This window comes from Lysinibacillus xylanilyticus (genome assembly GCF_001708185.1).
GTDB lineage: Bacteria > Bacillota > Bacilli > Bacillales_A > Planococcaceae > Lysinibacillus > Lysinibacillus xylanilyticus_A.
On record NZ_MDDN01000028.1, the window covers coordinates 14,783 to 27,066 of the forward strand.

16 protein-coding genes are annotated in these 12,284 nt (G+C 36.6%); 12 read left to right on the forward strand and 4 right to left on the reverse strand.

Features of this window, described 5'->3' with window-relative positions; translation table 11 throughout:
* Positions 1-646: 646 nt before the first annotated feature.
* Positions 647-1,378 (forward strand): AAA family ATPase, encoded by a 732-nt coding sequence (locus BFJ97_RS22565; RefSeq protein WP_068986854.1) that lies wholly within the window; start codon positions 647-649, stop codon positions 1,376-1,378.
* A 215-nt stretch (positions 1,379-1,593) separates the two neighbouring features.
* Here the strand turns inward: BFJ97_RS22565 and BFJ97_RS22570 are convergent, their stop codons facing one another.
* A complete protein-coding gene (locus BFJ97_RS22570) occupies positions 1,594-2,982 on the reverse strand; it encodes a PLP-dependent aminotransferase family protein (RefSeq protein WP_068986855.1) in 1,389 nt (462 codons plus the stop codon).
* Positions 2,983-3,093: 111 nt separating this feature from the next.
* Between BFJ97_RS22570 and BFJ97_RS22575 the strand changes: the two genes are divergently transcribed.
* The 7 genes from BFJ97_RS22575 to BFJ97_RS22605 all read left to right on the forward strand — a co-directional run bounded on the left by BFJ97_RS22575 (position 3,094) and on the right by BFJ97_RS22605 (position 7,192).
* Positions 3,094-3,534, forward strand: a complete 441-nt coding sequence (locus BFJ97_RS22575; RefSeq protein WP_068986856.1) for a GNAT family N-acetyltransferase — start codon at positions 3,094-3,096, stop codon at positions 3,532-3,534.
* A 19-nt stretch (positions 3,535-3,553) separates the two neighbouring features.
* Entirely contained in the window at positions 3,554-3,976 is a 423-nt protein-coding gene (locus tag BFJ97_RS22580) for a GNAT family N-acetyltransferase (RefSeq protein ID WP_068986857.1), read from the forward strand.
* A gap of 544 nt (positions 3,977-4,520) precedes the next feature.
* Positions 4,521-5,129: a CPBP family intramembrane glutamic endopeptidase gene (locus tag BFJ97_RS22585; RefSeq protein ID WP_068986858.1), complete on the forward strand. Its 609-nt coding sequence runs from the start codon at positions 4,521-4,523 to the stop codon at positions 5,127-5,129.
* 59 nt (positions 5,130-5,188) lie between these two features.
* Positions 5,189-5,398 (forward strand): hypothetical protein, encoded by a 210-nt coding sequence (locus tag BFJ97_RS22590; protein ID WP_068986859.1) that lies wholly within the window; start codon positions 5,189-5,191, stop codon positions 5,396-5,398.
* A complete protein-coding gene (locus BFJ97_RS22595; protein WP_068986860.1) occupies positions 5,399-5,584 on the forward strand; it encodes a hypothetical protein in 186 nt (61 codons plus the stop codon).
* A gap of 168 nt (positions 5,585-5,752) precedes the next feature.
* Positions 5,753-6,376: a hypothetical protein gene (locus BFJ97_RS22600; RefSeq protein WP_068986861.1), complete on the forward strand. Its 624-nt coding sequence runs from the start codon at positions 5,753-5,755 to the stop codon at positions 6,374-6,376.
* Between the two features lie 501 nt (positions 6,377-6,877).
* On the forward strand, positions 6,878-7,192 hold the full coding sequence (locus tag BFJ97_RS22605) for an RNHCP domain-containing protein (RefSeq protein ID WP_254660224.1): 315 nt from the start codon (positions 6,878-6,880) through the stop codon (positions 7,190-7,192).
* Positions 7,193-7,336: 144 nt separating this feature from the next.
* On the opposite strand, the gene BFJ97_RS24960 is transcribed toward BFJ97_RS22605, so the two are convergent.
* Together BFJ97_RS24960 and BFJ97_RS22610 are read right to left on the reverse strand one after the other, a co-directional pair.
* Complete coding sequence (locus BFJ97_RS24960) at positions 7,337-7,498, reverse strand: hypothetical protein (RefSeq protein WP_175401847.1); 162 nt, start codon at positions 7,496-7,498, stop codon at positions 7,337-7,339.
* 105 nt (positions 7,499-7,603) lie between these two features.
* Complete coding sequence (locus BFJ97_RS22610; protein WP_068986862.1) at positions 7,604-8,104, reverse strand: hypothetical protein; 501 nt, start codon at positions 8,102-8,104, stop codon at positions 7,604-7,606.
* Positions 8,105-8,193: 89 nt separating this feature from the next.
* Between BFJ97_RS22610 and BFJ97_RS22615 the strand changes: the two genes are divergently transcribed.
* From BFJ97_RS22615 to BFJ97_RS22625, 3 genes are all read left to right on the forward strand, one after another.
* The gene (locus BFJ97_RS22615; protein WP_068986863.1) at positions 8,194-8,934 is read left to right on the forward strand and encodes a sulfite exporter TauE/SafE family protein; all 741 of its coding nucleotides are present in this window, start codon (positions 8,194-8,196) and stop codon (positions 8,932-8,934) included.
* 13 nt (positions 8,935-8,947) lie between these two features.
* Positions 8,948-9,883, forward strand: coding sequence for a PD-(D/E)XK nuclease family protein (locus BFJ97_RS22620; protein ID WP_083227136.1), 936 nt, complete (start codon positions 8,948-8,950; stop codon positions 9,881-9,883).
* Positions 9,884-10,076: 193 nt separating this feature from the next.
* A complete protein-coding gene (locus tag BFJ97_RS22625; RefSeq protein WP_068986864.1) occupies positions 10,077-10,970 on the forward strand; it encodes a DMT family transporter in 894 nt (297 codons plus the stop codon).
* A gap of 167 nt (positions 10,971-11,137) precedes the next feature.
* Here BFJ97_RS22625 and BFJ97_RS22630 read toward each other — a convergent pair whose 3' ends face one another.
* Positions 11,138-11,383: a YkuS family protein gene (locus BFJ97_RS22630; RefSeq protein ID WP_068986865.1), complete on the reverse strand. Its 246-nt coding sequence runs from the start codon at positions 11,381-11,383 to the stop codon at positions 11,138-11,140.
* Between the two features lie 562 nt (positions 11,384-11,945).
* Between BFJ97_RS22630 and BFJ97_RS22640 the strand changes: the two genes are divergently transcribed.
* Entirely contained in the window at positions 11,946-12,272 is a 327-nt protein-coding gene (locus tag BFJ97_RS22640; protein ID WP_068986867.1) for a hypothetical protein, read from the forward strand.
* Positions 12,273-12,284: the final 12 nt, after the last annotated feature.

The following is a 12,284-nucleotide window of genomic DNA, read 5'->3' on the forward strand; positions in this document are numbered from 1 at the left end:
ATTAGTGAGACGCTCAAGTAAATGCTCCGATACAGAATCACATCGGTAAGCTAGATTAAAAGCACGGTTTGAAGGGTTTACGGTAAGAAAAAGAGAGGTAAAAGAATGGGGATCACAAAAAAAGTAAACGATGATTATTTTAGTAGCATTTATTTCGAAAAGCCAGTAGCACATTAGAGAGTGACAAGGGTATATTCATTGTTTGTACTATTAGTAGTTGTTAATGGGAAATTAACTGATTAAAAGGGTGCTTGATAGAGCGGTATTTTTGTACAATGTATTCTAAATGGGTAAATGAGGATAATTGGTCTTCTTCAATGTTTTTACTATATCGCTATTATATGGCATAATTTTATTATTTTTCATTGCAACTTTCGACATGTTTTTTATTTATTTCTCGGGAAATATTTCACAGGTTCTAATAGTATCAGTAAGGGATTTGCATGCATTATATCGTATTTATACAACTAGGGATTCTACAGTGTTTAATGATAATGTTGAGTTTGTGATGAGTTAAAATATTCTGTTTTTTAATTATCGCACGGATTTCAGGGCACTTATTTCCTGTATCGTCATAAACTTAGGGTGTAAGGGCAGTTTCATAGTAGCATAAGCGCGTTATAATAGTAGTAAGGGAGGAAACGAAATGTATTTAAAATCATGTAAGGTATTACAGGAGAACATTGTGGATAAAGACCAGTATCCGTTTAACATACCGAGTTTGCAAGATTTACAGGAGCTAGAGTTTCCTACGAATGTGACCTTCTTTGTGGGGGAAAATGGCTCTGGGAAATCAACACTATTGGAGGCTATTGCGGATCGTTGTGATTTTAATACAGCGGGAGGCGGTCGCCAAAATTTATATGAAGTACATAAAGCGGAATCGTCACTTGGGGAATATATTCGTTTATCCTGGTGGCCGAAAATATCAAATGGCTTTTTCCTTCGCTCGGAAACGTTTTATCAATTTGCGAGTCATATTGATTTATTAGACAATCATCCAAATAAGTATGCTGCTTTTGGTGGCAAGTCGTTACATCATCAATCACATGGCGAGTCCTTTTTATCGTTATTTATGAATCGATTTAAAGGGAAGGCAATCTATTTATTGGATGAGCCAGAAGCTGCGTTGTCACCAACGAGACAGCTTAGCCTATTGAAAATTATGAAAGATTTAGAGCATGAGGCACAGTTTATTATCGCCACACACTCACCCATTTTACTGGGCTATCCAAAAGCTACTATCTACAGTTTTGATCATGGGGAAATTGAGTCTATTCGCTATGAGGATACGATCCATTACATTGTCACAAAACGTTTTTTAAGCGCACCGGAAACTATTTTTTCAGAGTTGTTTGATGAAGAGAGAGAATCATGAATCAACGAAAAGGCTCGGGTTCAAAAGAAAACTGCTCAGGTCCCCAAAGAATTGCCCATGCGAACAAGTAATTTCCTAATTCAGGAAAAAACTACTCCGCTGAAATCGTCCCTATATAAATAGATTTGGGGATACAAATGGATTTACATTGGATTTGTTTGATGAAACATAGGATTATCGAGAAAATGAGTAGCCATAACCATTGAGGTTATGGCTTATTTTTGAGTTAGCCAAGCTTTTTTTAACAGATCTACACCGAGGATGATTTCCTCCATTTTTAACTTACTAAAACCTAATTGTACAATTGGTTCAGAGCTAGGCTGTTGTAAAAAATAGGGGCTTGTAGGGTAGATTTTGACTCCGCATTGTTGTGCATTCTGAATGAGCTGTTCTTCTGAAAGTTGTGTATGCACCTTCACCAATATATATAACCCAGATTGCTCTCCTAATATCGTAATTTTTTCTCCGAATTGCTTGTTAAGCTCATCTACAAGACCGTTTATTTTATGTTTATAGGTGATACGCATTCTTTTAATATGTCGTGTCCATTCACCTTGTGCCATGAATGTGGCCATTGTGAGTTGATGTAAAGACGAAGCATTATGTTCAAAATGAGCAAAGCGTTCCTTATATGAATGAACAAGTGCTTTCGGTAGCACCATATAGCTCAGTCGAATGGCTGGTAAAAACGATTTTGAAAATGTCCCCATATAGATAAAACGTGACTTATCAATAGAGGCGAGAGCAGGAAATGGTTGCTGTGTATATCGAAATTCACTGTCATAATCATCCTCTAAAATATAGCCATCAACATTTTTTGCCCATTGAATTAACGTTTGTCGTTGCTGAATGCTCATGGAAACACCATACGGGAAATGATGGGATGGTGTGACATACATTAAGCGCGAATAGAAATGTGCTAGCTGCTGTAGCTGTGCACCGTTTTCTAACACTTGTAATGTCTCTATTTCAAAGCCTTGTAACTGAAATGCCTCTCGTGCACCGTTGTAGCCTGGGTCCTCCAAAATAATACTTGTAAAGTCCTGTTTAAACAGAAAGCCTAGATAAATTAACATTTGTTGCGTACTACTACCGATAATAATGTCCTCTGCATTGACATGAACGCCACGTGCTTGTAGCAAATAATGCACAAGCTGTTCTTTTAAAAGTGGTTCACCGAAAGGGTCGCCATATTCATAGCAATTTTTTAAAGGTAAAACTTGATTGGCCATTTGTCTCCATGCTCTCAAGGGGAAATGCTGTTGATCGACAGCACCTGCTCGAAAGTCAATGATGATATCTTCACGATTGTTTGCTTTTTGAATAAGATTTGGACGTTCCTCATCATGTAAAAAAACTTGCTCAATTTCATTAACGAAATAACCTTTCCGTCCTTCACCACGTATGTATCCTTCCGCTACGAGCTGTTCATAAGCAGTCAATGTTGTATTCCGACTGACATGTAAAGTATCGGCAAGCCTTCGAATAGAAGGGAGCGTATCATTCGTTGTCAACGACCCTTGCTCGATTAACGATTTGATTTGCTGGTAAATTTGTTTATATTTTGGCTCTTCATTCGTCAATAAAAAAATAAAATCATCCATATAGGACCTCCTTGACATGTTGAAATATTTGAAACTGTTTCTTTTTAGATGTCAGATTGTTTTTTATCATAATACAAGAATTACATAAAAATAGAAATGGAGAGAAAGTCAATGGAAATTAGCACAGTAACATTAGCAACAGTCGGAGAAGTGGTGCCATTATTTAATGCATATCGTGAATTTTATGGTCAACAATCCGACTTAAAACAAGCAGAGCACTTTCTAACGGAGCGTTTAGAGAAGAAAGAATCGATTATTTTTCTAGCTTATGTAAATGAACAGCCAGTTGGGTTTGTTCAGTTATATCCTATTTTTTCATCTGTAGCGATGAAGAAGGCATTTATTTTAAACGATTTATATGTGGCTGAACATGCCAGGAAACAAGGAGTAGCACAGGGTTTATTTGAACAGTGTTATTCGTACTGTATGAAGGAAGATGCTCGTTATATTGCTTTAGAAACAGCGACGGATAACATCAATGCACAAAAGCTCTATGAAAAGCTGGGAATGCACATAGATCATGGAGTATTTCACTATATCAAATATTGGTAATAGGGGGCAGGGCGGAAAAATGACTATTAAACAATTAACAACACAAGAAGAATGGGTTGAAGCATATGCCATAATGGTTCAACTCCGCACTGAATTGACGTTAGAAAATTATCTTCAATTATTAGAAGAAATGATGAAGGCTGGGTATGGCTTGTTTGCATTATACAAAAACAAGGAAATGGTTGCAGTAGCCGGTGTAAGTTGGCGCATTAACTTTTACAATAAACGTCATATTTTTGTTTATGATTTAGTAACGCATGAGGCTTATCGTTCGTGTGGCTATGGTGAGAAATTATTAGCATATATTCATCAGTGGGGTAAAGAAAACGGCGCACACTATATTGCTTTAGAGTCAGGAGTTCAAAGAAATAATGCACACCGCTTTTATGAGGAGCGATTAGGATATGAAAAATGGTGTTATTCTTTTCGCAAAGAATTGTGATTGCTTATTTTAAATTGAACGAAATCTGAATATAGAATGAATCGGCGACTAGTATAGTTCTAGTCGCATTTTTGGGGGAGAAATCGTTAAATGAATCTTGATATTAAGTCTGCTGTTTAATATGCTTAACATGAAGAAGGACAACAGTATTGACTACTTGCGATCTTCGTACATCAATTTGCGCAATTGGAGCGTAAACCGGCGGAAAAGCGTGAGTTAGCGGCGGACCAGGAGAGTTTACCGGCGGAAAAGCGTGAGTTAGCGGCGGAATAGGAGAGTTTACCGGCGGAAAAGCGTGAGTTAGCGGCGGAATAGGAGAGTTTACCGGCGGAAAAGCGTGAGTTAGCGGCGGACCAGGAGAGTTTGCCGGCGGAAAAGCGTGAGTTTAGCGGCGGAAAAGCAAGAGTTAGTGGCGCAACAGGAACGAAAACCGATGGAAAAGCAGTAACCACCGGCGAAATTCGAACATCAACTAGTGAGAAGAATCTTTTTACAAGTGCTAGTCATTCTACATGTAAAGCTTCATAAAACAGGAGGGAAAATCATGGTTATGGAAAGTGCAATAAATGCAATTATTCAGGTCATTTTATTTTCACTTATACCGTTTGTTTGGTGGTTTTTTACAGCGAAAAAGGAACTATCATTTTTAAAATGGCTCGGCATCAAAAAGCCTGTCATTGAAAACAAAGTTACTTATTTTGCGTGGTTTCTAGTCATTATTGTTTTAATGTTCGTACCAATTAATACAATTATCTATTTCTATATAGACAGTTCATTATTAGCTTCAAATCGTTTTGCAGGACTTGGTTTTTCAGCGCTCGTACCAGCACTATTCTATGCAATTGTACAAACAGGGTTATCAGAGGAGCTGTTTTTCCGAGGTTTTTTAATGAAAAGATTCATGCATAAGTTTGGTTTTCAAATAGGGAATATCATGCAAAGTTTACTATTTGGCACAATACATGGGTTGATGCTGTTTTCTTTTATTCCTTTTGGAGGTGTTGTGTTAGTGGTTATGGCTACTGCGTTGGCAGGTTATTTAATGGGTTGGATCAATGAACAAAAATCCAATGGCTCCATAATAACGAGCTGGGGCATACATGGCATGACCAATCTGATTGCCTCCGTTGTCGCAATGTTTAATGTGCTCTAAAGACCAGACCCAATTTGCATTAAATCGATTTCGATTGCATAATAGCTAGAGGTGTTTGAATGAAATTGATTGAGAACATTGCAAAAGGATGCTTAATTGTTGGTTTTTTATTACTTGGAGGGCGTATTCTCACTGCAATATGCCATTATTATAATATAGCATTTACGACTTTTTTTGTTGATTATCATGTCGTTTCACTAGCTATACTATTAATAGGTATTTTAGGAATTGAGATACTCAATAGACGTAAAAGGAAAGGACGAGCATAAATGACAGAGTGGCCAAAGGGAGTAGCGAAGCCTGCTATACGTGCATTAAATGCGGCGGGATATACTCAATTAGAACAGCTGGAAAAGGTTGATTTATCAACATTAAAAAAATTACATGGGATGGGACCAAAAGCGCTAGCGGCCATTGAAACAACACTGAATGAAAGTAGGAAGAACAGTGAATAAGCTGTCATTATTTTTGTTGGCAATGGTCGTCTATTATATTTTTGTTGTTTTCGTTATTAGCAAGCTATTTATTATCCCTATCATGAAGTTTATGGCGCTTGTATTCTTCCTGGGAGCAGGCTTAATTTTTTCTCGAAAGATGCGAAAGAGATTACAATAGGAGGAGTTATGAAAATCGTAAAACTTAGTATATTTTATTTGATCATTATCATGCTTGCAATAGCGCTATCACTAGCAGGAGTTCGTTTATCCTTGTCACTTGGTATTTTTGCGCTAGTTGCTGTCGCTATGGTTTACAGATATATACATATTTTATACCGCACAAATAATATGAAGTTAGTTGATGTACTAGTAAAAGATCGCAAGAAAGACCCCTTTTTTGCCTACCTTTTTGCAGTTGCTTACGGTACAAAAGAAGACCAGTTACGTTCACTAGATGTAGTCATTGCAAAGTATAAGCAGCCCGCTATGAAGTATAATTATCAATTTTTGAAGGCAATTATGGAAAATAATTTAGAGGAAGCTAAGGATGCGGCTGATAAAATAAATAAAGAGCCATTAACAAGCTATGCAAAATGTTATATCGCCGCACTTGAGGGGCGAACAACAGATATGCGAAGTGAACAGCTTACTCAGCCTTGGATGCAGCCTGCCGTTGAAGCGGTTTATGCGCATAAAATGAAAAATGAAACAGCCTTTCAGCAATTTGCCCAAGAAAGTATGGAAGTGGCTCGAGGTGTACAAAAATATGCGTTAATACATACGTTTGAAGAGATGAAAAAGGATATGTAAAAATTTTGGCTACTTGATACTATTTGTGTCAGGTAGTTTTTCTTTTCATATATGGTTAGTTGTTGAGGGACATGTAATATTAGGGATTGAAAGAAGTTGTTTATTTGGATATTTATACCATGCGATGTGATATAATAACAGTAAGCATGAAACAAATATAGGAGTGAATGAAGTGAAATCGAATTTATTCCTTACAATTGTTCATAAGGGGACGAATGCCTAAGTTAGTGATTATCAAAGAGCACCGACTAGTGGAAGGTGGAGATGTCCGTCTTACAGTGGTTGATACAATTTAACTTCTTTCAGCGGGTGTCAAAGTCAATCGTGGTTCGGATAAAGAGATGAAAAAGGCTCTTTTGAAGTTGGAACTAGAAGTAATCGTTTTGTAGAGCAGAACGGTGAATGGGTCAATCTTGATAAAAGCCTAATGCTACTTACGTAGAAAAACTAAACGGAACCCTTTCTCCAATGATGAAAAATATCATCTTGGAGGAAGAACAATTGAGTAGAAAAACTGAAAATACAGCATTTCAATGTGAACATTGCGGATTTACTGTTTTACCATTAAATAATGGCAGCTTCCGAAATCATTGTCCAAGTTGTTTATATTCTAAACACTTGGATATTTTACCCGGAGATAGAGCTAATCATTGTAAAGGATTAATGAAACCTATTGGTGTAGATTATTCATCTAAAAAAGGTTATCAATTAATCCATCAATGTACTAAATGTAGGTATACGGTTCGAAATAAAGTTGCAATTAATTGCAAGCAAGAAGATCGGCTTGTTCAATTTATGCAAATGCAAACAAAATAATCGTTTCATGCAATGTAAAGACATATTAAAGATTATCGCATCTTTAATATGTCTTTTTAACTTATTTCAGCGGGTATCCAAACACCTGTACCTGTCGCTACGCTTTCGGTACAAAAGACACCCGCTGAAATAGAGGAACTCAGTCTAAGAACGCCACATCCTGTGGCAACGACTGAGTGACCAGCATCTTGTTGTTGCCGCTGTCGCTTCGCATTCGCGCAGATAGAACCCTGTTGCCGCTGCCGCTACGCTTTCACACAGACAAAACCGTGTTGCTGACGCTACGTTAGCACTGCGCTTTCGCACAAAAAACATCTGCAGGCCTAAGCACAAAGCCGATTCCGGACGCAATTATCCCAGGCATAATTGATTTCTCGCCTACGCGTTCTGTACAGCTGTAACTATTTGACCTTATTTATCTTTCTTGCCCAACGTAATACCTCGTACGATGCCTATGATAAATATAGTACTTACTACAAATAGAAATAAATAAGCATGCCATTGCTGTAAAATACGGTTATGGCCTAAAGCAACTGTTAAGTCATTGAAAAGTGAATATGTAAAGTACAATAGAATACTATTTTTGATAAGACAAAAGGTAATAATTCCGTTTTGTCGTTGGGAATGAGATAGAGTAGGCTTATTTTTTCGTAGTATAGGATAAGCTGCTTTCATCTCTAAGTAGTGTAGAAGTAAAAATAGCATGAAGCCGATAAAGGGTAAATAAAATATAGCGATTTTCGGGCCAAATTGTGCATGTTCACTCTTAAAGCTTTGTAAAATTGGTATAGATGCAGGGAGCTTATTGTATTGGATAAGCGTTGCTGTCATGCCAGCAATAAAAATGGTTGCGACTATTAGTGTAAGCTGCTTACAGAAACGCGGTGTAGGTGTTTTTTGTTGTTCAGGCATCGATTCACCTCATTTTTTTTCTTAAAAAAAGCATTCTGTTATACTGTATCATAGAATAACATCATGTGTGTCATAGAAAGAAGGATTACATGGAATACTTGTTGTTTTTAGTCATTGGAATCGCTGGAAACGTCATTGGAACGTTAGTTGGTGGCGGGGGATTAATTACCTTACCGACGATGATGTTAATGGGAGTACCCGTTCATTCAGCGATAGGGGCAAATAAGGTTTCGAATATGGTCAGTGCCTTTTCAAGCTTCTACACGATTTTTAGGAGAAAAGAATTATTATGGTCAGAAATGCGTTCTGTATTACTCGTTTCTCTAGTTGGCGGTACACTTGGCGGACTATTTGCATCGTTCATCAGTAGTCAAACACTCACACTTATTGCCATTATTTTATTAGGTTTTGCACTTATTATGTCCTTTATAGGTGGGGCTGAATTTGGAGAAAAGGAAAGTTTTACAATGAATCGCAAAAACGGCCCGATCCTTCTTGCTGTAGGTTTTTATGATGGGTTGTTCGGTCCTGGTAGCAGTACGTTGGCACTTTATACATATGCTCATGAGAAAATCTCCTATTTGAAAGCTGTAGGTTTGTCGCGTGTAGGTGTTTTTGCGATGTGCTCCGGAGCGGCTATTACGTATATTGCTACAGGTAAGATAGAATGGCCGCTGACATTAGTATTAATGATCGGTTCTGTCATTGGTGCGCAAATAGGCATTATCCTTGCAAGGAAGGTCAAGGCAAATCAAGTAAAGCTATTACTTCGTATTGTGACAATTGTACTGATACTGCAGCTTGTCTATGATTTTATCAAACCGTTATAAGGAGGCGATATTCATGTTTGAAATTACACCTTATCCATCTTTTTCGTGGTCATTGTCACGTCATAAAACGTTAACAAGCTGTGCGCGAAAATATGGCTATGAATACTATTTTTCTCATAACGGCTGGCTTAGTTACAATGTGGAGCCCTATCATCAACATGTCTATCGCTTAAAGAAGCTACAATCCATGCCGATTTTATTTGGGCAAATTGTCCATCATTTAATAGAGCAATCGATCAATGATTATTTACAAACAGGCAAGGTGCCGACTTTGGCTGAGTTAGTAAATCGTGCTCGTGGGCAACTTAATGCGGCTTTTATTGATTCTACAAGCCATGTAGATTTATGGAGACATAAGCCTAATAAATTTTATATGATGCAGGAAATTTATTATGTAGGGAAGCTAAATCCTGAACTTATACAAGACTATAAGGAGCGAATGACGGCTGTATTTGAAAACTTTCTAAACAGTGAGACGTTTCAGCAAATTACTGCACAAAAAAGCTCCCTACGAATCGGTGAGCCTGAACAATTTCGCTCCATGAAAATTGAAGGTATTCAGGTTTTCGTGGTAATGGATTTTCATTATTATGATGAAATAGCTGACAAGTGGATTATTATCGACTGGAAGACAGGCGGAGAGTCTGATGATGATCGCCAGCAATTAGCACTCTATGCTTACTATGTTCAGCAGAAATACCGTGTAGCTCTTGAGCAGATTGATGTCTATAATGAATATTTACTGACTGGTAAACGAAAAAAATATTCATTTACTGCATTTGATATGGACAATATTTTACATACGTTTCAGCGGAGTGTGCTGGAAATGAAAAAATATCAAGCCGATATTTTCTCAAATGAACCAGTGGACGTTGAGAATTTTGAACAAACCCTTGATAAATGGCACTGCAAAGGGTGTAATTTTAAAGAATTATGTGCTCAGAAATGAGTTGGAAAATGGAGTAGGAGACCAAAAAGAGACGATTTAAAAATTTTCGGTGACCTAATTGCACTTGAATTATTTTAATATTCCATAAGAATGATGAAGTGCATGAAAGCTAATTTTCATAGTCCTGCTTTAGGAGGGAGAACGCCTTACTAGAACTACTGAATAAAGATTAACAGAAGGAAGATAATATTTAATGACAAATCTAATGTATGCATTTTGTTTAATCGTATGGGGTCTTAATTTTATTGCTGTTAAAATTCAAGGAACACCAGTAAGCTTAGAATTATCATTGACCTATAGGTTAGTTATGACTGCCATTTTATTTACTGTTCTGGTTTTGATTCTCAGACCAAAAGGGAAACCGAAAAGTAAAGATATACCATTTATCGTTGTCTTTGGTGTTTGTAACTTTGCTTTAAGCTATCTATGCTTATATTACGCAACCATATTAAGCTCAGCTGCCATTGTAACATTAATCTTTTCATTGAAAGTGATTTTGACGCCACTAGCTCTTCGAATTTTTTTAAAAGAGGAACTACATCCACGCGTTTTATTTGGGGGAGTACTAGGGGTATTTGGTGTATGCGTTTTAATTTATCCTACTTTAAGTAATTTTTCTGGCTTAGCTGATTTAAAAGGCATAATGATTGCTCTTTTAGGTACAGTACTTACAGCAATTGGTGATGCCAGTTCTGCAAGGAATGCCAAAGTAAAAATTGATCCAATCTATGCAAATGCTATTGGATTTGCTGTAGGAAGTATATTAATGTCAATCATTGTATTGCTGCAAGGGCAAAAAATTATGATTCCTATATCAATCACATATATTTCAGCTTTATTATACTTAACATTGATCGCATCTTTCCTAGCATGGCTATTTTATTTAAAGCTTGTTGAAAGAATAGGCGGTGCCAAAAGTGGCTACATGGTGGCGTTATTTCCGGTAATTGGAGGTATTGCTTCTGTTCTAATTGGTGAATCACTTCTTTCAATATATTTGGTAATCGGATGTCTATCTAGTTGTATAGGTGCTGCTATAGCTTTAGGCTTTAGAATTCCAAGAAGAATTTATACGCCTGTTGATTAGGAGAAACAGCCAAAGTTGTGAAAGCTCAACAGTGAACTTCATAGCGGTTGGCCATATATAATTTTAAGTATTTGCATGTATTGAAAAAAGGTTTCTATTTTATACAAAAAATAATAAGGTGCTGCTCGATCGTCACGAAGACAATAGAGACAGCACCCAGTTCATATTTAGTGGAAATATTTGTCGACACGCTGAAGGACTTCATCAGCAGAAAGTCCATTAGCATCAATAACAGGTCCCGCCAAAACAGGATCACTAATGCCCATAATATCTCTGTCTTGCCCAGTGATTACACAGGCATCACATTTTTTTGCATCTTCTTCAGTACGAAGTTGAATAACTTCATAACCTTTTGCCTTTAAAGCGTCTTCAACGTTTGTTAACGATTGTTCCACACCAATTATTCTAGACATTATTCTTCCACCTCCTATATGTAATGTGTCATATAGGATTGCTATTTATTCACTTAATTCGCATTTTGTTAAACATCAATGGATTATTAACAATAACTAAAAGTGATCAACAGTTATGACGGGTAAGATAAATCGCTTAAATCAAAATCAAAATCAAAAAATGGTATTTAAAAATATGGCGTCGAAATATAAGACCAAGATAGTGCTCATGATTAAAAATTCACATAACAATCTTCATCTTTGTCTGGGTCAAAATATAGAAACTCTCTTATTACGTGTTTTTCCTGTAAATATTCTTTCACTATTTCTACATCTTTACCAAAAGTAAGAAATGGCGAGCTTCCGAATCTAATTATATAGGGTCCTTCGTCAGATATAGAAGCGTATAGTATCATAGTGAAAATCGACATTCCACTTAGTCCCGTTCAGTTATTGCTTCAATGAAAAATATATAATCTAATGGATAAGGGGAGTAATGATATCTCTTTCGAATTTTATTTTTGCAATATTTAGGTAATTAGTTATTGATATCATTATGCTTAATACAAAGAGGTGAAATGAATTGTTTGAAATTAAATATGAAATCTTTGAGGATGATGTAGAAGAATTAAGAGTTATGGATATGTTGACATTTGATAAAGAATACAACCAAATTTATGGTTCTTTTACCTTAACAGTGGGAGGACACGATTTTATTCCGTACCCGCCTGATCATATCCCTTTATCAGCTAAAAGACTTTATTCTGAACTGATTCTTACTTACTTTGAATTATTAAACATACTAAGATTAGTAGTACAAACCAAGGCCATGGTTTGTGCTACTATTTTATTTAGTAGAAGTGAAGAAAAGTCGACCAGCCTCTGGGATCATATAGAATCCGTATCATAAACTGGCTAACTT

Bases quoted from the DNA above. Each gene is read 5' to 3' on its own strand.
- BFJ97_RS22565 (WP_068986854.1), top strand. From the start codon at position 647: ATGTATTTAAAATCATGTAAGGTATTACAGGAGAACATTGTGGATAAA.
- BFJ97_RS22600 (WP_068986861.1), top strand. From the start codon at position 5,753: ATGAAAATCGTAAAACTTAGTATATTTTATTTGATCATTATCATGCTT.
- BFJ97_RS22570 (WP_068986855.1), bottom strand. From the start codon at position 2,982: ATGGATGATTTTATTTTTTTATTGACGAATGAAGAGCCAAAATATAAA.
- BFJ97_RS22595 (WP_068986860.1), top strand. From the start codon at position 5,399: ATGACAGAGTGGCCAAAGGGAGTAGCGAAGCCTGCTATACGTGCATTA.
- BFJ97_RS22575 (WP_068986856.1), top strand. From the start codon at position 3,094: ATGGAAATTAGCACAGTAACATTAGCAACAGTCGGAGAAGTGGTGCCA.
- BFJ97_RS22615 (WP_068986863.1), top strand. From the start codon at position 8,194: ATGGAATACTTGTTGTTTTTAGTCATTGGAATCGCTGGAAACGTCATT.
- BFJ97_RS22610 (WP_068986862.1), bottom strand. From the start codon at position 8,104: ATGCCTGAACAACAAAAAACACCTACACCGCGTTTCTGTAAGCAGCTT.
- BFJ97_RS22620 (WP_083227136.1), top strand. From the start codon at position 8,948: ATGTTTGAAATTACACCTTATCCATCTTTTTCGTGGTCATTGTCACGT.
- BFJ97_RS22585 (WP_068986858.1), top strand. From the start codon at position 4,521: ATGGTTATGGAAAGTGCAATAAATGCAATTATTCAGGTCATTTTATTT.
- BFJ97_RS22630 (WP_068986865.1), bottom strand. From the start codon at position 11,383: ATGTCTAGAATAATTGGTGTGGAACAATCGTTAACAAACGTTGAAGAC.
- BFJ97_RS22580 (WP_068986857.1), top strand. From the start codon at position 3,554: ATGACTATTAAACAATTAACAACACAAGAAGAATGGGTTGAAGCATAT.
- BFJ97_RS22625 (WP_068986864.1), top strand. From the start codon at position 10,077: ATGACAAATCTAATGTATGCATTTTGTTTAATCGTATGGGGTCTTAAT.
- BFJ97_RS22590 (WP_068986859.1), top strand. From the start codon at position 5,189: ATGAAATTGATTGAGAACATTGCAAAAGGATGCTTAATTGTTGGTTTT.